The sequence below is a fragment of the Candidatus Thiopontia autotrophica genome (assembly GCA_014384675.1).
In the GTDB taxonomy this organism is placed as follows: Bacteria; Pseudomonadota; Gammaproteobacteria.
This window is the reverse complement of the sequence record JACNFK010000020.1, coordinates 54,438-73,728: the sequence shown is the minus strand read 5'-3', so window position 1 is coordinate 73,728 and position 19,291 is coordinate 54,438. Positions and strand designations below refer to the sequence as shown.

Below are 19,291 nucleotides of genomic sequence, written 5' to 3'. Positions count from 1 at the left end.
AACTTCTAAAATAGGCAGTAAGCTCCGGTAGATCAACTTCGGAGAGTTTTAGCTGAACGCTACAGTTCAGTTCGGTCGGCTCTTTCAGGCGTACCTTGCACTCCAGTGCCAGTTCCGGGATCAGGAAGGTGCCACGTTGCTTCATGGTATCTACCAGCACCCCCTCGCCACTCCACTCTGGATTGCGACGTAGCCAGACCATGGTCCAGTGACGGTTGGAGAAGCGCTCGGCACGTCGTACATTACCGATTACCGCCTCTGCAGCCCCCACCCGTTCTGTCAGCGCCTCACTGTCGAGCAGAGGCCTGTTTTGTATCCACGCTCGTAGCTGTTGGTGGGCAACCAGATCAAGATAGCGTCTAAGGGGGCTGGTCACCTGGCTGTACTGCTCCATCCCCAGTCCGCTGTGGCGCTCTGGCATGCTCTTTAACTGACTACGTTGAAAACGACGACGGAACCCAAACATCTCGGAAGGACTCTCCGGCAGAGGCCAGGGCTCTCCGTTTTCGCCCGGTTCTGGTGGAGGTTGGGTGGAGTAGGGGAAGGGGATGCTGTGCTCCTGTGAAAAGAGGGCAGCAGCCTCCCCAGCCATCAACATAAATTCAGTCACCAAGTCTCGACTGCGCAGGCGGGGGAGCGGGGGAATGGTGATCTCATCATCGACCACACGAATCTTCACCTCTGGCAGATCAAGACGGATAGCTCCCTGGGTGACGCGCTTTTGTTGATACTGTAGGGCCTTGTTATAGAGTGGCGCAAATTCTTCTCCCTCAATCAGCTTGTCCACATCCTCATAGGTGGTCCTGGTCACCTTTATCCAGCTGGTGACTATCTCAATATCCTCTATCTCGCTACTCTCGGAGAGGGTGAAGCTGAATGAGAGGGCGGGGGACCGTTCCTGTAGTCCGAGCCCCAGCAGTTCAGTTGCTCTGGGTGGGAGCATTGTCAGGGTGCCTTCCGGAATGTATAGATTTGATCCGCGGGAGCGGGCCTCAAGATCAAGTTCACTGTCGGGAGTTACCAGTGCAGCTACATCTGCTACATGTACCCAGATCCTCTCCCCATCAAGGCTGATCGCATCATCCGGGTCACGATTTCCTTCGTCATCAATGGCCCAGGCGGTCAGATGAGTCAGGTCCACTCTCTCTTCATCAGGCAGCTCTGGGACGTCACCCTCAGCAGGGGTGGTCTCCAGCCCCATGCGTGGGGGATACGGGTTGTGTGACTCCCCCCAGTAACCTGTCTCCAGCAGGAGATGGTGCCCATTCTCCGGACGTTGCTCTCTTTTCAGTTCGCGCAGTATTCTGCTTACCTCGCTACGACCAAGTGCAACCATCTCTACATCACTCAACTGTTGATGGTCTTCCGGTAGCAGGTTGTTGCTGGTTAGGCGTTCCAGAAAAGCTGCTTTCTCATCCTTTGCTCTCTGCTTGTTATTGCGGTCGCTCTGTTCCTGTTGAACTCTATCTGCCGAATATCCGGAGATTGCATCTGGAGCACCATGAAAGTAGAGATCATCAGTAACAATCTTCCAGCTGGCCCAGATGGTTTTTGGGGTGGATTCACCAAAGATCAACTCACCAAGATCATTCAGTGTGGTGGTCTCATCACCCAGCAGTTCCCACGCCTCCTCAACCTCTCCTTCAATAGGATCATCCAGTTCTGCCAGAGAACGGATGGGGCCGGGGTGGAGTAGTAGAATATCCTTGTCACGCACCCGCTTGTTCTTGCCGTTTGGAAGCTGGATCTCAATTTTGTCAGTAATGGATGTGATGCGAGCCGGCCCACTTTTGTAGAGGACCAGGGCATTGCTCTTGGGGGGTGTCTGCGTCATTTGTGGGTAGGATACAGTAACTTGTGTTGATTGACTTTAATCAATGACTATTGTGAGAATGATATATATCATGATAGGTTCAAGTGGTATCCAATATTGGTATTTGGTCTGGAAATTATTCAATGGTAGCGGCTGGTAGAGTTAACAGAAATCAGAGAAAGAGGTCCCTCCTGTTGGTTGGGGTCTTTACCTTTCTTTTTCACTCTATTGTTCCATACTTTCAAATAGCCAATGCCGAATCTGCAGATGGTTACACCACAACCATCTGTACTGCCTATGGTTACAAGACAGTTTTTGTCGTCTTTGATTCTGCTCAAGAGATATCCAGCAACCAGTTAGATAGCAGTTATTTTGAGTGTCCAACCTGTATTGTTCAGGCGAATGCCACGGGCTGGATTGACACCTATAGTTCGCTTTTTGATCCTCATCCATCGCAGGATCGTGAGAGGTGGGTAGCGCAAATTCCATTGACTCCGGAATCTCCCGCTTATCCCCACTTCCTCAGTCGAGCACCACCAGCATAATCTCTCTTTAAATGCCCCTCCATTTTGGGAGAAATGGAGGCGGTATGATCCTGTCGTCATGTTTGTTGATATTGAGCGATAGCATTCTTGCTGGCCGTTGACGGCTAGCTGGTTACAGATATTTTTTTGAGAGATAATTATGAAAATAAGATTTTTGCGTGCAGTTGCTGCACTCTTTTTGTTTGGTTCGTTCTCCGCTGTTTTTGCAGATGGAGTTATGGTCAGTGATCCATGGGTTAGAGCGGCACCGCCAAATGCACCTGCGCTGGCCGCATTTATGACGTTGGAGAATCATGGAGGAGCTGATGTTGCCTTGGTTGAGGTGCGTGGCCCTGCGGAGCTGGGGCGTGTAGAGATGCACCGTACCAGTATGGCTGACGGGATGATGAAGATGGTTCAGCAGCAGAATATCCCTGTTGCCGCACACTCCAGTACTGTTTTGAAACCGGGTAGTTGGCATATCATGATGATTGGCCCCAAAAAGGTTCCGTCAGCAGGTGAGCAGGTTCGCCTTACCCTTGTTTTTAGTGATGGAAGTGAGCAGATGGTTATGGCTGGGGTTCGTAGAGGCGGTATGATGATGAAGGATGGTGGTCATCAGATGATGCGCCATTAAGGTTTTAGAGCGTGGCGGGAAGTCTCTTCTTCCCGCCGGTTCTCAAGGAGAATTTTATAGTGAAAAGAATATTGTTGAGAAACAGGGCGCCACTTTGGTTAGTGTTGTTTGGTCTATCGATAGTGCTTGCTGGATGTGACCGTCCTGCAGAGCAGTTGAGGCTGGAGGGCGCCATGGTGTTGTCTCCTCCAAAGGTGCTGTCCGAATTTGCGCTTAAACAGAGAGACCTTGGAGAGTTTACAACCGAAAACACAAAGGGGGAGTGGTCGCTATTCTTCTTTGGTTATACCCGCTGTCCTGATGTCTGCCCAACCGAGCTCTTTATGTTGAGTGAGATGATGCGCACTATTGAGAAGAGTCCGGATAGCGTGATTAAGACGCCAAAGGTGGTCTTTGTCTCGGTTGATCCACAACGGGATACTATTGATGCTCTGCAAGAGTACGCTGGCTATTACCATCCATCTTTCTTGGGAGTGACTGGTGAGCAGGATATGGTGGATAAACTGTCCAGATCGATGGGCGCAATCTACGAGCGAGTCTATTATCTGAACGGCAGGCAGTTGATGGTTGATGAAGAGGAGGGGGTTCCTGAAGGGTTGGAGGACTCCTATCTTATCAACCACTCTGCATCCATATTCTTGCTTAACCCTGAAGGGGAGATGCATGCCATTTTTTCCACTCCCCACAACCCGGATGTGATGGTGCGTGATCTTGCCACTATTCAGCGAGCCTGGGACTAGCTGTTTTGGTCAGGGTGTCCAGTAAGACCGGCCTGTTTGCGGCAGCTCTATTGCTGATGGCGGGGGGGTTTGGTTATCTCTCTACTCAGCAGACAGAGAGAGAGGGTGTACGTCTGCCTCTGGTAACAGGGTGCAAACTCCATCTGCAGTCGTGTAGTGCCCTACTGCCAGAGATGGGTGAGTTGACCTTTGAGATAAGCCCAAAAAACCCATCCCCAACAGAGTCTATCCTGTTGAGAGTAACGTTTAGTGAGTTGCAGCCAGAGAGAGTAGAGGTTCTGTTTGAGGGGAAGGAGATGTATATGGGGCTTCTTCAGTATGCTCTTTACCCGAGTGAAGAGAGTGGGGTTTTTTCTGGGACCGGTAGTTTGTCTATCTGCATCCGTGAGTTGATGGAGTGGATTGCTCTGCTGAAAGTGCAGGTTGGAGATAAGGTTTATGAGGTGCCATTCGAGTTTGAGACTATCCATCTGAAATGATTTTTCGCAGGGGTGTGGTGACCAGGCCATTTGAGCTGGAGTTTAATCTGCAGTTTCCCAACAGGATTGAACCCGACATTTTTAATGTTCTTGTTGGTAGATAGATCATCCACCGCTATGCGCATATAATTGCGCCAACCATAACTATCCATTGAGTTCTGATGATCCGTATCTCCTCGCTCTCGATTCGTCGAGGGCCCAGACTGCTGTTTGAAAACAGCTCCATGTCAATCCATCCCGGACAGAAGGTTGGAGTGACCGGAGGCAATGGGACTGGAAAATCCAGCCTCTTTTCGTTGATTCTGGGAGAGATTGCTGCCGATGATGGAGATCTGAAGCTGCCCGAGAGTTGGGTAATTGCCCACGTTGCTCAGGAGACCCCGTCACTTGAGCGCAGTGCCATTGATCTGGTGATGGATGGTGACCATGAGTTACGTCGTCTGCAGAGAGAGCTTGAGGTGGCAGAGCAGAGTGGTGATGGCCTGAGGCAGGGGGAGCTTTTTGCGCAGATGGAGGCAATTGATGGCTTTAATGCCCGTAACCGTGCTGCAAGGCTTATGCAGGGGTTGGGTTTTGTTGTCAGTCAGGAGAATCTGCCTGTAGAGTCATTCTCGGGTGGGTGGCGTATGCGCCTTAATCTGGCGCAGGCGCTAATGGCACGATCTGATCTTCTATTGCTTGATGAGCCTACCAACCACCTGGATCTGGATGCTGTTTTCTGGTTGGAGGATTGGCTCAAACAGTATCCGGGAACTCTGTTACTGATCTCGCATGATCGTGATGTACTGGATCGAGTAGTGGGCGGAATTATTAATATAGAACATCAGAAGATGGAGCTAACATCCGGAAACTACAGTGCTTTTGAGAGGGTTCGTGCTGAAAAGATGGCGCAGCAGCAGTCTGCATGGGAGAGACAGCAGCGGGAGAAAGAGCACATGCATCGTTTTGTGGAACGCTTTCGTGCCAAGGCGACCAAGGCAAAACAGGTGCAGAGTAGAATCAAGGCACTGGAGAGAATGGAGGCCATTGCCCCTGCTCATGTTGATTCACCATTCCATTTTCACTTTATTCAGCCAGAGAAACTGCCACACCCAATGCTTACCATTAACCATGCGGTAGCTGGATATGGTGATATTGTAGTATTGAATGATTTTTCGATTACTCTCAATCCGGGAGACAGAATTGCACTGTTGGGAAGAAACGGTGCAGGCAAATCAACATTGATGAAGTTGATGGCCAGTTCACAAACTCTGTTGCTAGGTGAGCGCTCAGAGGCCAAACATCTGCAGACAGGTTATTTTGCCCAGCATCAACTGGAGCTACTGGATCTGCAGGCTACACCACTACTGCATCTGCAGCGCAATCATCCTGATTCAACCGAGCAGGAGTTGAGAGATTACCTTGGAAGTTTCGGATTTAGAGATGATAGAGTGATGGAGGCAGTTGGCCCGTTCTCGGGAGGGGAAAAGGCCAGGTTGGTGCTTGCCATGATAATTCGTCAGCGCCCCAATCTGTTGCTTCTTGATGAGCCAACCAACCATCTTGATCTGGAGATGCGCCATGCTCTGGTTATGGCCCTTCAGGAATTTAAGGGCGCATTGGTGGTGGTCTCTCATGATCGCTATCTGCTGGAGGGGGTGGCAGATCAGTTTATGCTGGTTGCAGATGGTGAGGCAGAGCAGTTTAAGGGTGACCTGGATGATTATGGGCAGTGGTTGCGCTCTTCCGGGAAGCAGGTGGAGGCAACGACAAGAGAGGGTGACGGTGGTGATACCCAGAGAGAGAACATAAATCGTAAGGAGCAGCGCCGGCTTGATGCAGAACAGAGAAAACAGCAGGCACCACTAAAAAGGGTGGTTGCCAGGCTGGAGCAGGAGATTGAGAAGCTTGAAGTGGCTAGATCTGATCTGGAGGAGAGGTTGGCGCAGCCAGAGATTTATGAGGATGGCGCCAAACAGAAGCTGAAAGAGGTTTTGCAGGAGAAGAGAGAGGTGGACCAGAAGCTGGAGGATAAGGAGGAGTTATTGCTCACGCACTATGGGGATCTTGCATAGCCATTCATGTACAATCAGCCAATTCTCCTCAACACCAACATAAGAGGCGCGTATGGAAGTTTCCCCTGTTCAGGGTATTTTTAGTGTTGTAACTGACAATATTTTTACCCTGATTTATCTGCTTGCCATAGTCGAGATTGGCATTATCGCTCTTATAGCATCCTCTCTAAAACGGCACAGTCTGAGGTTGCATGATGTATCCAGTAATCTGCTAAAAGGGTTTGCGGATGCCCCGGATCAGGACTCACTACAGAAGTCACATGAAAAGATTGATGCTGCCCTGCACTATCTATCAAACAAGATACTGCTGGATAAGAGCGCCGCAGCAATCATCAAGGAGAATGTCTCCAGACTCTCGGAGAGAAATCTCTACAACAGATACTATCTGATAGAGAGCGCTAGTAGCGTTATGTCCACCATGGTGCAGATCTTCCCTCTGTTGGGGATCTTGGGAACAATTCTGGCAATTGCCGGCACAGCATTCGGAGATGGCGGTATTGATGCATCACGTTTGACCAGTGCATTTGTGTTGGCAATGGATACAACAATTCTGGGTATCGGTTTTTCAGTCATCTTTATGATGGTTGAGAGTTTTATTGCCCCCAAGGTTGAGCGCATGATTAACGAGAGTATCGATTTCAAAAATATTATTACCAGAGTTCATTTAGGGTAATGATGGAGAGGCTTTCACTCAAGAGAAGAAGCAAGGTTCATCTTACATCCCTGCTTGATCTGTTGTTCATCATGATCTTTATTGCTCTTATTCAGCCCAAGCAGGCATCTGAATTTGAGCAGGAGAGCATTAAAAAAGAGATAGAGCAGCCAACTGCCTCGGAGGTGAAGCCGGTTGAAAAATCTACTGCAGGTGAGGATGTTTTCTATCAGAAGGTGATGGTGTTTAACGAATATAATGAGGAGCATGGGTACCTCTCTACACGCACCCTGTACAAAAATGAGTCAGGCCGATGTTTTATGCGTATGACCCAGCATCGTGTTGAGGCCAAAATGGTTGATGGCAAGAACAGCCCAATGACCATGGAGGAGTATGAGTGGCATAATGATCCTGATCTACAGAAAAGTGGTGGTAGACCGTGTGAGATAGCCATGAGCATGACCGAAGTTAAGGTAGATCTTAATTACGGCACAACAATCTACTGCAACAGGGGTGGACAGTTTGAGCGTTATCTGTGTGAGTGGCGTTCAACCACTGATGTGCAGGGTGAAGGGAGCTACTCTTATTGGGAGCCAATCAAGGTATTTGACAACAAGAGTGAGGATATTCTGGTGCACGGCAGTATCCTCTACTGGACGCCACCAGAGGTGGAGGTAGAGCCGAAACGTGAGCGTTACGAACGCAGAGCTCCAGACAGACGTAGAACCGGTGGCTATCCTCCCAGACGTTACTGACCTATAGAGCTATCAGCTCTCTATTTTCCACTCTATCGGCTTGATGCCATGGCTGAGTAGATAGTCGTTGGTCTGAGAGAATGGGCGGCTACCAAAAAAACCTCTATGGGCTGAGAGCGGAGAGGGGTGTGGTGCCTGGATAACCAGGTGATGCTCTCTATCAATTCGTTGCCCCTTCTTCTGCGCATATGCCCCCCACAGAATAAAAACCAGATGGTCACGTTCGCGGTTCAGGTGGTCAATGGCTGCATCTGTAAAAGTCTCCCACCCTTTTCCCTGGTGAGCACCTGCACTGCCGCTCTCAACAGTCAGCACAGCATTCAGTAGCAGTACCCCCTGATCAGCCCAGCTGGTTAAGGTTCCGGTGCTGTTTGTAACCCCAATGTCTGATTCCAGCTCTTTATAGATATTAACAAGAGATGGAGGGATCTTTATTTTGGGCTGTACAGAGAAGCAGAGGCCATGAGCCTGACCATCTCCATGGTATGGATCCTGCCCAATAATAACTACTTTTACTCTCTTAAAAGGGGTGTGGTCGAACGCATTGAACCATCTGTTAGAGGGGGGGAAGATGGTGTGCCCACCCCTTTTACGCTGCAGTAGAAACTCGCGCAGCTTGACCATGTATGGTTTATCAAATTCAGGTAGCAGGACCTGCTTCCAGCTCTCCCCAAGTTTTATCTGCTCCGTAGCTGGCATGATCAGTAATGAGGGGGAGGGGTCTCTTCCGAGAGTGACTTTATCAGTGAGGGCGTGATCTCCTGGATCTGTCTCTCGGAATCACTGAGACGCTGAGCCATGGTCATCACCTCCAATTGAAGCTTGCTGATTATGTCGTTTAATTCCTGGATGTGGTTGTCCTGAAATGAGAGTCTGCTCTCAATCTCCTCCAGACGAGACTCAAGTGAGTTGTAATCCATCTTGTCGCTACCCATTATTTATCCTCTCCACTCATCTCCTCCAACATCTCCCAGCGCTCATACATTGCGCTGAGTTGTTGTTCAATCTCATTTAGGCGTTCAGTTGTTTTACTTACTTCATCCTCTTCACTCTGATAAAAGTTGGGGTCTGCCAGTGTTGCGTGGATTGTAGCCTGTTCACTCTCTAGAGATTCAATCTGTTTTGGGAGTGCCTCCAGTTCCCGTTTATCTTTGTAACTTAATTTTACAGGGGTGGATTTTTTTGGAGGGTTATCCCTCTTCTCCTGTTTTTGTTGAGATGGTTGAGCGGTGGAGCTGACCGTTTTTGACTGGCGGATCCAGTCATCATAACCACCAACATATTCGTTAATTTCTCCATCACCCTCAAAAACCAGGGTACTGGTTACGACATTATTCAGGAAGGCACGGTCATGACTTACCAGGAGCAGTGTGCCCTTGTATTCCAGTAGCAACTCCTCCAGAAGCTCCAGGGTCTCAACGTCAAGGTCATTGGTGGGCTCATCCATCACCAGAAGATTAGATGGTTTTGAGAATAGTCTTGCCAACAACAGGCGATTTCTTTCACCTCCGGATAGGGTGCTTACCGGGCTGCGGGTTCGTTGTGGAGAGAAGAGGAAGTCTTGCAGATAACTGATTACATGTTTGCTGTTGCCGTTAATGGTTACATTGTCGCTTCCATCGGCAACACTGTCCTGTACTGATCTATTTTCATCGAGCTGGTTTCTCAGCTGATCAAAGTAGGCAACCTGCAGTTTGGTGCCATGTAGCACGGTCCCCTTGTCTGGCTCGGTTTCACCAAGAAGAATACGTAGCAGGGTACTTTTTCCAACCCCGTTGGGGCCGATGATACCTATACGATCACCCCGCTGAATATTGACAGAGAGGCAGTTTATCAGTGGTGCACCATCATATCTGTGGTGCAGATTCTTTGCCCTGATTACCTTCTTTCCGGATGCCTCTGACTTTTGCACACTCATTTTGACATTGCCGGCACGGTTGCGGCGCTCACTACGCTCTTGACGCAGGGCTTTCAAGGCCCGAACTCGCCCCTCATTTCTGGTGCGGCGAGCCTTTATCCCCTGTCTAATCCAGACCTCCTCCTGAGCCAGCTTCTTGTCGAAGAGGGCGTTGTTGCGCTCCTCCTCCTCTAGAGCCTTCTCCTTCTTTTCCAGATAGGTGTCATAGTTGCCGGGCCAGTCGGTCAGGTTTCCACGGTCCAGCTCAATAATTCTGGTGGCAAGTCTGCGCAGGAATTGGCGATCATGAGTGATAAATAGCAGAGTGATGTGGCTATTGAGCAAAAACTCTTCGAGCCACTGAATTGATTCAATGTCCAGATGGTTGGTTGGCTCATCCAGAAGTAGCAGGTCAGGGCTCTGCACCAGAGCCTGCGCCAGCAGTACGCGTCTTTTCATCCCTCCGGAGAGGCTTGAGAAATTCTCCTCCGGGTCTAGCCCCATTTTTGAAAGAGTGGTCTCTATCTGTTGTTGAATTGACCAGCCATGAGCGGCCTCAATTTTCTGTTGAACGGACGCCATTATGTTGAGAGCTTTTTCAGATGAATCATCAGCAAGCTGCAGAACAAGGTGATGATACTCTGCAATAAGTGCACCCATCTTACCCACTCCCTGGGCTGTCACATCATAAATAGTGCCGGATGTATCTTTGGGGACCTCTTGTTTGAGACGTGATATTTTTGTTGAACCAATCTCTGTTGTGCCATCTTCTGCGGTGGCATCTCCGGAAATAACCTTTAGCAGAGTTGATTTTCCAGTTCCGTTTCGTCCAACCAGGCAGAGACGTTCACCACGCTCAATAATCAGGTTGGCATGGTCGAGCAGGGGTAGATCACCATAGGCGAGCTGGATATCCTTTAGTTGAACCAGAGCCACTGTCGATCTGTTCAGGAGGGGAATACGATCTCTGCAACCTCATCAAAATGGGCAACAAAGTGTGGGTTGATCCCTTCACGGATATAGTCTGGCAGCTCCTCAAAATCATTTTTGTTTTCAGCAGGGAAGATCAGCTCTTTGATATTCTGACGGCGGGCAGCAATTGTCTTTTCTCTTACTCCTCCAATTGGTAGGACTCGTCCGGTAAGGGTCATCTCACCTGTCATTGCCAGCGGGCGGTTTATCTTTCTTCCGCGCGCCAGAGATAACAGAGCGATACCCATGGTTATGCCTGCACTGGGCCCATCCTTGGGGGTGGCACCAGCAGGAACATGAAGATGGACATGTGCCTTATCAAAGAAGCCAGCATTGGCACCGTATTTTTTCAGATGCGATGTGATGTAGCTGTAGGCAATTGAGGCTGACTCCTGCATTACATCCCCAAGTTGCCCGGTAAGTTTGAAGCCGCGATTGTCTGTATGAATCTTGGAGGCCTCAATTGTCAGGGTCTCACCACCCATAACAGTCCAGGCAAGCCCAGTCACAACACCAACTCCCCGGTATGGTTTTTCACTCTGGAATATTGGTTGATCAAGGTACTCGACCACATTCTTGATATTTACTTTGAAAGGCCCCTTTTTTCCTTTGACTATTTTTACTGCGATCTTGCGGATAATGCGCCCCAGCTGCTTCTCAAGATTTCTTACTCCGGATTCGCGAGCATAGCCATCTATTACTGTGCGCAGCGCAGCATCACTTATCCTGATATCACTTGGTTTGAGGCCGCTACGTTCTATCTGTCGTGGCCACAGATGGTGCTTTGCAATCTCCACCTTCTCCTGGGTGATGTATCCCGAAAGTCTAATGGTCTCCATACGATCCAGCAGCGGTCCAGGGATAGTGTCCAGCTGGTTGGCGGTACAGATAAAGAGCACCTTGGAGAGGTCAAATCTGGTATCAAGATAGTGATCAAGGAACTCCACATTCTGTTCCGGATCGAGCACCTCCAACAGGGCGGATGCGGGGTCTCCATGGTAGGAGGCACCGATCTTGTCTATCTCATCCAGCATAATGATAGGGTTCTGGGTCCCTGTCTCACGGATCGCCTGGATAAACTTTCCAGGCATGGCTCCAATATAGGTGCGGCGATGTCCCTTGATCTCTGCCTCATCCCTCATGCCGCCAACGGAGAGACGGTAGAATTTTCGTCCCAGCGCATCAGCGACAGATTTTCCAATCGAGGTCTTGCCGACACCAGGAGGGCCAACCAGCAGCAGAATAGAGCCATTGATCTCACCCCTTAGCTTGCCTACAGCAAGAAACTCGATCATACGATCTTTTACATCCTCCAGGCTGTCATGGTCACGGTCAAGGATCTTGCGCGCACGTCGCAGGTCAAGTTTATCCTTTGAGTGGATCCCCCATGGTAGTGAGATGATCTGATCCAGATAGTTGCGGGTCACTGCATATTCGGGGGATCCAGTCTCCAGCATGCTCAGTTTTTCCATCTCCTCATCAATCTTTTTCATTGATGCCTCGGGGATGGTCAGCTTTTCCATGCGTTCCATAAATCTGTCATAGTCTGCAGTACGGTCATCCTTGGCAATACCAAGCTCTTTCTGAATTGCCTTTAACTGCTCTTTGAGGAAGAACTTGCGCTGCTGTTCATCCATCTTGTCATCAACACTGTCACGTATCTTGGTCTGTAGCTTTGCAACTTTCAGGTCGTTCTTTAGCAGAGATAGTACATTCTGCATGCGGCGACGAATGTTCAATGTATCCAATACCTTTTGCAGCTCATCGGATGTTGCTGTGGTCAGGCTGGCGGCAAAGTCGGTCAGTGCGGATGGTTCATTAGGGCTGAATCTGTCGAGAAAGAATCGCAACTCTTCGCCATATAGAGGGTTGAGTGGAATAAGTTCTCGCAGAATATTGATGATTGCCATGGCAAATGCCTTGGCCTCATCCTTGTTCTTTGGCTGAATTGGTTTGGGATACTCAACCTCAACCCTGTAGGGCGGAGTATCTGATAGCCAGCGTACGATTCTGGCACGCTGTACACCCTCTGCAATAAACTGAATTTTCCCCTCCTGCTTCATGGGGTGGTGCATACGGGCGACAGTACCAATCTCAAAATAGTCTTCTGGAGAGGCAAAATCAGATTCATGTGGCTGAGTCATGAACAGGCCAACCATATGTTCGTTGGTATCACCAATTTTCTGAACGGTATCCATCCATGGTTTGCCATTCATCAAGAGAGGTTGAGTCTGGGCCGGGAAGAAGGGGCGTTCAGATAGAGGGAGAAGATAGATCTGTGTTGGCAGATTTTCAGATGGAAGCGCAAGTTCAGATGATGGGGAGAGCTCAATCTCAACCTCTACCTCACCATTAATTGTCTCCATGCCCTCGTCAAATTTATTGCTCATGTTTTCTCTGTTTATCTGTTGTTGTATCTGTTTTCAGGGAGGGTATTTTCCCTGACTCTACAATTTTTGGAAAGGACTGATGTGGGGATGATTATTCTTTTTTCAAGGTGGGTGATGCGGTTTTTTTGTTATAGAATGCCTTCACTAAATTTAACCACTGAGGAGTCCAGATCAATGGATGAGATCGCAAAAATTGGAATTGTAACGGTGTCCGATCGTGCCAGTCGAGGAGAGTATGAGGACCTTGGCGGTCCTGCCCTGCAGGGGTGGTTTGAGAAGGCCATATCTTCATCGTGGCATCCAGTTGCCAGAGTTATCCCTGATGAACAGCCAATTATTGAAGAGACCCTGCGCGCGCTCTCGGATGAAGAGGGGTGTTGCCTTATCGTAACCACAGGTGGCACAGGTCCTGCGCCACGAGACGTTACCCCTGAGGCGACAGAAGCTGTATGTGATCGCATGATGCCAGGCTTTGGTGAATTGATGCGTCAAATATCATTGAAGTATGTACCAACTGCGATACTCTCCCGTCAGACTGCAGGCATCTGTGGCAAGGCCCTTATTGTAAACCTACCGGGAAAACCGTCTGCCATTGCAGAGACTCTGGATGAGCTTTTTCCTGCAATCCCATACTGTGTGGATCTGATTGAGGGACCACGCCTGGAGGCTCATCCTGATGTGGTTAAGGTTTTTCGGCCCAAAGGCAAATAGATCGGGGCAATAACTTTTGTTAAGTGAAATCAAGATAGTTACCAGAACCCGTGAGATTCTGCGGATAACTACAGATAAAGTTAGTGATCCGGAGCTGATTGGCAGGGTATTTAGAGACATAAGCCTGAAAACATGGATGGAGATACAGCAGACCGGGGTTATGTTGACCACACTGCGTAAAATTTCACTAGGACAGGATACGACGGCAGAGGAGCGTCAAGAGGCGCTTGAGCAGGCAAAGGATCTGGCTAGAACGGTTCCAGCTTTCGGTATTTTTATGCTGCCTGGAGGCGCACTTCTGTTGCCACTGGTAGCTAAAGTTGTTCCTTGGAGGATGCTGCCATCCTCGTTTGAGTCAGAGTCTGATGTTGAGCAGAATAAGGATAAGGATAAGGGGGAGGATAAAAGCTTCTGAACAGTCTCTTCAGGAGGTTTGCTAATGTTGCAGGATTGTTGGTTTCAGGGATGTTAGAATACTGTGCGAAGTTACAGAATATTGGATGATTGGTTAATACAAGGAAGAGTTTGTTATGAGTACTGTTGAGCTTGATGGGACCTCTTTTGAAGAGACTGTTAATGGAAATGATATTGTAGTTGTTGATTTTTGGGCGCCCTGGTGTGGTCCGTGTAAAAACTTTGCGCCAATCTATGAGAAGGTCTCGGAAGAGATCGAGGATGTGGTCTTTGCAAAGGTTAATACAGAAGAGCATCATGATCTTGCATCCCATTTTCAGATTCGCTCTATCCCGACCCTTATGATTTTTCGTGAGCAGATTGTTATCTTCTCTCAGCCAGGAATGGTTCCAGCAGAAGGACTCAAGGATCTGGTGGCAAAAGCACAAGAGCTTGATATGGCAGAAGTGCGCAAGCAGATCGAAGAGAAGGAGTCCAAGGCCTGATTATAGATAGAGCTACAGCTGAAGAGAATTTGATCACCCCAAGGGATTTTATCCGTTGGGGTGCTTCTTTAATGGGGGAGGCTGAACAGCAGGATCAGATCTACTTTGGGCACGGCACAGATAATGCTGTAGATGAGTCTGTTCAGCTGGTTTTAAACGGCCTGCATTTACCATCTGACTGTCCTGACCTTCTGCTTGAGGGGAACCTGCTGCAGACTGAGCGACAGCACTTGGTCAAGCTTTTTGCGAGAAGAGTCGAGGATAGGGTGCCGCTCCCATATCTGACCAATAGGGCAATGTTTGCAGGGCTACAGTTCTATGTAGATGAGCGTGTTCTGGTCCCAAGATCGCCGGTTGCTGAGCTGATAGAGCAGCAGTTTTCACCCTGGATAAATCCGGAAGTACCGGATCATATACTTGAGATTGGTGCTGGAAGTGCTTGTATTGCAATAGCTTGTGCTTATGAGTTTCCAGAGGCAACTATAGATGCCGTAGATCTTTCCGAGGATGCTCTGAAGGTTGCAGAGATAAATGTTGAGCAACATGGGTTAGAGGATCAGGTTAATCTGATCCGTTCAGATCTATTCTCTGAGCTTGATGGAAAGAGGTATGATCTGATCGTTACCAATCCACCGTATGTGGACAAGTTGGATCTGGATTCAATGCCGGCAGAGTTTCATGCCGAGCCCCGTATGGGGTTGGAGGCTGGTGAGGATGGACTCGATATTGTGGTTCAGATTCTACTGGAATCCTCAGCCCATCTGGAAGAGAATGGCGCACTGGTTTGTGAGGTAGGGAATAGTGCATTGGCTCTGGAACAACTGTTTCCAGAAGTCCCGTGGAGCTGGATAGATTTTGAACGTGGTGGGCATGGGGTATTTGTGATCGGCCATGATTTGCTGGATAGATACCGGCCACTATTTCGCAAGGAATTTGAGCGGCGAGCGGTACCATGAGTGCTACAGTCGTAGAGACGGGAGGAAGATAATTATATGGAACAGATACTAACATTCGATATGGATTTGATTCGCCGTTATGACAAGGCGGGTCCACGTTATACATCATACCCAACGGCGGTTCAGTTTCATGAGGGATTTGACAGGGAATCCTATAAAGCAGCGGCATCTCGTACCAACCAGGAAGATCCACTGCGTCCTCTGTCACTCTATTTCCACATACCGTTTTGCGACACTGTATGTTTCTATTGTGGCTGCAACAAGATTGCAACCAAGGATAGAGCCAAGTCACCTCCATATCTGGACAGGATAATTCGTGAACTGGAGCTTCAGGGTGAGCAGTTTGATAGCTCAAGAGTTGTTGACCAGCTGCACTGGGGCGGTGGTACCCCAACCTTCCTCAACCATGAAGAGATTCTCCGGTTGATGGATGCAACTCGGGCAAACTTCAATCTGCGTGACGATGATGAAGGTGAGTACTCAATCGAGATCGATCCCCGTGAGGCGACAGCAGAGACCATTGCGCTACTGCGAGAGCAGGGCTTCAACCGCATGAGTCTGGGTCTGCAGGATTTTGATCCTGTGGTACAGAAAGCAGTAAACCGCATCCAGTCAGAGGAAGAGACGTTTGCGGTATTGAATGCGGCTCGTGATACCGGTTTCAAATCGATCAGTATTGATCTTATCTATGGTCTGCCACATCAGACTGCAGATAGCTTCCAGAAAACAGTGGACAAGGTGCTGGAGGTTAGACCAGACAGGCTGTCGGTATTTAATTATGCTCATCTCCCCGAGATATTTAAACCACAGCGCCGTATCAATGAGGCAGACCTTCCAACGCCTGATCAAAAACTGGAAATTCTTCAACGTACCAACCAACAGCTATCCGAGGCAGGATATCTATACATTGGAATGGATCACTTCGCACTTCCTGATGACGAACTGGCTGTGGCCCAACGTGAAGGTACACTCTATAGAAACTTCCAGGGCTACTCTACCCACCGTGACTGCGATCTTATTGGTCTGGGAGTAACCTCAATTGGGGTGGTGGGTAATACATACTCACAGAACCTGAAAGAGTCAGATGATTACTATGCAGCAATAGATGCCGGCCAACTTCCAATTTTCCGTGGGGTAGAGCTGGATGCCGATGATCTGCTACGCAGAGATGTAATCACCGAACTTATCTGCAACTTCCGTCTTGGCTACAGTGCAATCGAAGAGCGCCATAACATCAACTTCAGTAACTACTTCCAGATAGAACTTGAAGAGCTCAAGGATATGGAGACAGATGGACTGCTAACCATGGACAGTGATGGTGTTACCGTGGCTACTGCAGGACGGTTGTTGATCCGTAACGTATGTATGGTATTTGACCGCTATCTACGTGAGAAAAAGGCACAACACTTCTCAAAGGTTATTTGATAGGTCAATTTTTCGTTCAGATCTGTTTTATGTTTTCCAGTAGTGATTGGTAGTTGGTTTTGAGCTGGGACTGTTCACTAGCAGTCAGCTCCATCTCTACTATCTTTTCCACACCACCAGCGCCGATCACACAAGGCACACCTATGAAGCAGTCATTGATCCCATACTCTCCATCACAACGCACAGAGGATGCAATAAGTCTCTTCTTGTTGTACAGGTAGGCCTCAACCATCTCCATAATTGCAGAGGCAGGGCTTATGTAGGCGCTGCCTTGCCCCATAAGTTGAACAATCTCGGTTCCGGCGTGACGGGTACGTTCGACAATCTCCTCGATCTTCTCATCTGATAGCAGGGTCTGGATGGGGATGCCGCCAACAGTTGCAGTTCTGGTCAGGGGGATCATTGATGGGCCATGCCCACCCATTACCATGCAGGAGACATCCTTGGCAGAGAAGCCGGTCTCCATGGCGATAAACAGACGAAAGCGTCCGCTGTCCAGAGCACCAGAGAGGCCGATTACACGATTTTTAGGAAAACCAGAGTGGCGCTGGAAGGCCTGACACATGGTATCTACAGGGTTTGTTGACAGGACAACAAACGCATTGGGGGCGTGAGTGGCAACCTCTTTGGCGACGGATTCGATAACCCCAAGATTTATCTCCAGCAGGTCGTTACGACTCATGCCAGCTTTGCGTGGAATACCTGCTGTTACGATCACAACCTCGGCATCCGCTATCTTGCTGTAGTCACTGGTTGCAGTAATCTCTACATCAACACCGGCGTGGGGGCGTAGTGCCATGATATCAAGTGCCTTGCCCTTGATAGGGTCGACTGCTTCTGGCAGATCAACAATGACTACTTCGGCATGATCTTTCTGGGTGATCATAAGGGCTAGTGCTGTGCCTATCTGGCCACCACCAACGAGGGCAATTTTTCTGGTCTGTAAACTCATAGTCTATTTAGGTGTTGTAAATTTTATTGTGTTGTCTGGTTTCTGGGCAGAGCAGTTATCCTTGCTGGCACAGGCGTCACATCCTGGTTTATATCCAAACTGTTGGGGATCCCTCTTCTTCAGCCACTCCTGAAACAGCACCCAGCCAACTAGCAGGGCGATCAATGCAAGGATAGAGATGATATATCCCGTCATGACGAGAAGAGTCCGGCAAAGCCCATAAAGGCCATGGAGAGGATGCCTGCAATAATCAGATTAAATGCAGTGCCACGTATCAGGGTTGGAACATCGGATAGTTCACTCTCCTCACGAAGTCCGGCCATAAGCAGCAGTGCCAGGGTGAATCCGCCTCCGGCACCAAGGGCGAAGATAATGCTTTCAGCAAACCCATATTCACGGTTGGTGGCAAATATGGCAAGCCCCAGGATGGCGCAGTTGGTGGTGATCAGCGGCAGGAAGATTCCAAGTGAGCGGAATAGAGAGGGGCTGAGCTTTTTGATCAGCATCTCGATAAATTGTACTACGCTGGCAATCACCACAATAAAGCTGATCAGTCGCAGGTATGGTGCATGGGGAAGTACGTAGGTGTTGAGTATCCAGGCACAGATGGCGGTGATAATCAGTACAAAGGTGGTGGCAAGCCCAAGCCTGAATGAGGTTTCGAGCTTTCCGGAGACACCCAGGAATGGGCAGAGCCCAAGAAAGTATGCCAGCACAAAGTTGTTTACCAACAGAGCACTGACGAAAATCCAGAGGAAGTGCTGGAAGGCGGCATCTGTCATCATGACGCTCTCTCCTCAGCCGGTTGCAGCATACGCATCTGTGCCTCTCTGCGCTTCTCTGTGACCCAGTTGAAGAAGAGCAGAATCAGCCCCAGGGTAAGGAAGCCGCCAGGTGGCAGGATCATGATTATCCATGGTTCAAAGTTGGGTCCGAAGAGTGAGACCCCAAACAGTGCCCCCTCACCGAGAATCTCGCGCACCCCACCAAGTGCCAGCAGGGCGAAGAGGAATCCTCCCGCCATACCCACCGCATCCATTACCGCAAAGCGGACACTGTTGCGTGAGGCGAAGGCCTCCTGGCGCCCCAGGATCAGGCAGTTTGCGGTAATCAGCGGGATGAACGCTCCTAGCTCTTTGTGGATCTTGGGAAAGATTGCCAGCAGGGTATAGTCGATGATGGTTACAAAGGTGGCGATAATGATGATGTAGCTGGAGATACGAACCTGTTTGGGAATCCACTTGCGCATTAGTGAGACCAGCAGGCTGGAGCCTACCAGCACAAAGAATGTGGCTAGCCCCATCGCCAATGCATTGACAGCAGAGTTGGTGACCGCCAGCATGGGGCACATTCCGAGTACCTGGACAAAGACAGGGTTGTCTCTCCAGATCCCCTTGAGCATCTCCTGGTACGCGCTTTCAGGTGTTTTTGCCAT

21 protein-coding genes are annotated in these 19,291 nt (G+C 49.3%); 12 read left to right on the top strand and 9 right to left on the bottom strand.

Going from position 1 to position 19,291, the window contains the following annotated elements:
- Positions 1-1,834: RNB domain-containing ribonuclease (locus H8D24_02805; GenBank protein MBC8519321.1), on the bottom strand; the 1,834-nt coding region annotated here is incomplete at its 3' end.
- A gap of 173 nt (positions 1,835-2,007) precedes the next feature.
- Between H8D24_02805 and H8D24_02800 the strand changes: the two genes are divergently transcribed.
- The 7 genes from H8D24_02800 to H8D24_02770 all read left to right on the top strand — a co-directional run bounded on the left by H8D24_02800 (position 2,008) and on the right by H8D24_02770 (position 7,654).
- Positions 2,008-2,358 (top strand): hypothetical protein, encoded by a 351-nt coding sequence (locus H8D24_02800; GenBank protein MBC8519320.1) that lies wholly within the window; start codon positions 2,008-2,010, stop codon positions 2,356-2,358.
- A gap of 139 nt (positions 2,359-2,497) precedes the next feature.
- Positions 2,498-2,974 (top strand): copper chaperone PCu(A)C, encoded by a 477-nt coding sequence (locus tag H8D24_02795; GenBank protein MBC8519319.1) that lies wholly within the window; start codon positions 2,498-2,500, stop codon positions 2,972-2,974.
- Between the two features lie 59 nt (positions 2,975-3,033).
- The gene (locus H8D24_02790; GenBank protein MBC8519318.1) at positions 3,034-3,714 is read left to right on the top strand and encodes an SCO family protein; all 681 of its coding nucleotides are present in this window, start codon (positions 3,034-3,036) and stop codon (positions 3,712-3,714) included.
- A gap of 14 nt (positions 3,715-3,728) precedes the next feature.
- Positions 3,729-4,193, top strand: coding sequence for a hypothetical protein (locus H8D24_02785; protein MBC8519317.1), 465 nt, complete (start codon positions 3,729-3,731; stop codon positions 4,191-4,193).
- Positions 4,194-4,354: 161 nt separating this feature from the next.
- A complete protein-coding gene (locus tag H8D24_02780; protein ID MBC8519316.1) occupies positions 4,355-6,247 on the top strand; it encodes an ATP-binding cassette domain-containing protein in 1,893 nt (630 codons plus the stop codon).
- Positions 6,248-6,299: 52 nt separating this feature from the next.
- On the top strand, positions 6,300-6,920 hold the full coding sequence (locus tag H8D24_02775; GenBank protein ID MBC8519315.1) for a MotA/TolQ/ExbB proton channel family protein: 621 nt from the start codon (positions 6,300-6,302) through the stop codon (positions 6,918-6,920).
- Positions 6,920-7,654, top strand: coding sequence for a hypothetical protein (locus H8D24_02770; GenBank protein MBC8519314.1), 735 nt, complete (start codon positions 6,920-6,922; stop codon positions 7,652-7,654). The genes H8D24_02775 and H8D24_02770 overlap by 1 nt, the downstream gene beginning before the upstream one ends.
- A gap of 12 nt (positions 7,655-7,666) precedes the next feature.
- On the opposite strand, the gene ung is transcribed toward H8D24_02770, so the two are convergent.
- From ung to lon, 4 genes are read right to left on the bottom strand one after another with little or no spacing between them, the layout of a single operon-like run.
- Complete coding sequence (ung, locus tag H8D24_02765; GenBank protein MBC8519313.1) at positions 7,667-8,353, bottom strand: uracil-DNA glycosylase; 687 nt, start codon at positions 8,351-8,353, stop codon at positions 7,667-7,669.
- 2 nt (positions 8,354-8,355) lie between these two features.
- On the bottom strand, positions 8,356-8,589 hold the full coding sequence (locus H8D24_02760) for a SlyX family protein (protein ID MBC8519312.1): 234 nt from the start codon (positions 8,587-8,589) through the stop codon (positions 8,356-8,358).
- Positions 8,589-10,487: an ATP-binding cassette domain-containing protein gene (locus tag H8D24_02755; GenBank protein ID MBC8519311.1), complete on the bottom strand. Its 1,899-nt coding sequence runs from the start codon at positions 10,485-10,487 to the stop codon at positions 8,589-8,591. Before H8D24_02755 ends, H8D24_02760 begins: the two co-directional genes overlap by 1 nt.
- An 11-nt stretch (positions 10,488-10,498) precedes the next feature.
- Positions 10,499-12,913 (bottom strand): endopeptidase La, encoded by a 2,415-nt coding sequence (gene lon, locus H8D24_02750; GenBank protein ID MBC8519310.1) that lies wholly within the window; start codon positions 12,911-12,913, stop codon positions 10,499-10,501.
- Between the two features lie 174 nt (positions 12,914-13,087).
- Here lon and mog point away from each other — a divergent pair, with 174 nt between their 5' ends.
- From mog to hemN, 5 genes are all read left to right on the top strand, one after another.
- Positions 13,088-13,624: a molybdopterin adenylyltransferase gene (mog, locus tag H8D24_02745; protein MBC8519309.1), complete on the top strand. Its 537-nt coding sequence runs from the start codon at positions 13,088-13,090 to the stop codon at positions 13,622-13,624.
- A gap of 16 nt (positions 13,625-13,640) precedes the next feature.
- Complete coding sequence (locus H8D24_02740; GenBank protein MBC8519308.1) at positions 13,641-14,039, top strand: hypothetical protein; 399 nt, start codon at positions 13,641-13,643, stop codon at positions 14,037-14,039.
- Positions 14,040-14,154: 115 nt separating this feature from the next.
- Positions 14,155-14,523: a thioredoxin gene (trxA, locus tag H8D24_02735; protein ID MBC8519307.1), complete on the top strand. Its 369-nt coding sequence runs from the start codon at positions 14,155-14,157 to the stop codon at positions 14,521-14,523.
- A complete protein-coding gene (gene prmB, locus H8D24_02730; protein ID MBC8519306.1) occupies positions 14,520-15,479 on the top strand; it encodes a 50S ribosomal protein L3 N(5)-glutamine methyltransferase in 960 nt (319 codons plus the stop codon). The genes trxA and prmB overlap by 4 nt, the downstream gene beginning before the upstream one ends.
- Before the next feature lie 36 nt (positions 15,480-15,515).
- Entirely contained in the window at positions 15,516-16,904 is a 1,389-nt protein-coding gene (hemN, locus tag H8D24_02725; GenBank protein MBC8519305.1) for an oxygen-independent coproporphyrinogen III oxidase, read from the top strand.
- A 16-nt stretch (positions 16,905-16,920) separates the two neighbouring features.
- Here the strand turns inward: hemN and mdh are convergent, their stop codons facing one another.
- From mdh to H8D24_02705, 4 genes are read right to left on the bottom strand one after another with little or no spacing between them, the layout of a single operon-like run.
- On the bottom strand, positions 16,921-17,856 hold the full coding sequence (gene mdh, locus H8D24_02720; GenBank protein ID MBC8519304.1) for a malate dehydrogenase: 936 nt from the start codon (positions 17,854-17,856) through the stop codon (positions 16,921-16,923).
- Positions 17,857-17,859: 3 nt separating this feature from the next.
- A complete protein-coding gene (locus tag H8D24_02715; protein MBC8519303.1) occupies positions 17,860-18,051 on the bottom strand; it encodes a hypothetical protein in 192 nt (63 codons plus the stop codon).
- Positions 18,048-18,641 carry an RnfABCDGE type electron transport complex subunit A gene (locus tag H8D24_02710; protein MBC8519302.1) on the bottom strand — a complete coding sequence of 198 codons (594 nt, stop codon included), beginning with the start codon at positions 18,639-18,641 and terminating at the stop codon, positions 18,048-18,050. Before H8D24_02710 ends, H8D24_02715 begins: the two co-directional genes overlap by 4 nt.
- Positions 18,638-19,291 carry an electron transport complex subunit E gene (locus H8D24_02705; protein MBC8519301.1) on the bottom strand — a complete coding sequence of 218 codons (654 nt, stop codon included), beginning with the start codon at positions 19,289-19,291 and terminating at the stop codon, positions 18,638-18,640. Before H8D24_02705 ends, H8D24_02710 begins: the two co-directional genes overlap by 4 nt.

Coding starts and splice junctions, on each gene's coding strand:
- H8D24_02715 (MBC8519303.1), bottom strand. CDS start 18,051: ATGACGGGATATATCATCTCTATCCTTGCATTGATCGCCCTGCTAGTT.
- H8D24_02795 (MBC8519319.1), top strand. CDS start 2,498: ATGAAAATAAGATTTTTGCGTGCAGTTGCTGCACTCTTTTTGTTTGGT.
- H8D24_02770 (MBC8519314.1), top strand. CDS start 6,920: ATGATGGAGAGGCTTTCACTCAAGAGAAGAAGCAAGGTTCATCTTACA.
- H8D24_02760 (MBC8519312.1), bottom strand. CDS start 8,589: ATGGGTAGCGACAAGATGGATTACAACTCACTTGAGTCTCGTCTGGAG.
- mog (MBC8519309.1), top strand. CDS start 13,088: ATGGATGAGATCGCAAAAATTGGAATTGTAACGGTGTCCGATCGTGCC.
- mdh (MBC8519304.1), bottom strand. CDS start 17,856: ATGAGTTTACAGACCAGAAAAATTGCCCTCGTTGGTGGTGGCCAGATA.
- hemN (MBC8519305.1), top strand. CDS start 15,516: ATGGAACAGATACTAACATTCGATATGGATTTGATTCGCCGTTATGAC.
- trxA (MBC8519307.1), top strand. CDS start 14,155: ATGAGTACTGTTGAGCTTGATGGGACCTCTTTTGAAGAGACTGTTAAT.
- lon (MBC8519310.1), bottom strand. CDS start 12,913: ATGAGCAATAAATTTGACGAGGGCATGGAGACAATTAATGGTGAGGTA.
- H8D24_02705 (MBC8519301.1), bottom strand. CDS start 19,291: ATGGCAAAAACACCTGAAAGCGCGTACCAGGAGATGCTCAAGGGGATC.
- ung (MBC8519313.1), bottom strand. CDS start 8,353: ATGCCAGCTACGGAGCAGATAAAACTTGGGGAGAGCTGGAAGCAGGTC.
- H8D24_02780 (MBC8519316.1), top strand. CDS start 4,355: ATGATCCGTATCTCCTCGCTCTCGATTCGTCGAGGGCCCAGACTGCTG.
- H8D24_02775 (MBC8519315.1), top strand. CDS start 6,300: ATGGAAGTTTCCCCTGTTCAGGGTATTTTTAGTGTTGTAACTGACAAT.
- H8D24_02710 (MBC8519302.1), bottom strand. CDS start 18,641: ATGATGACAGATGCCGCCTTCCAGCACTTCCTCTGGATTTTCGTCAGT.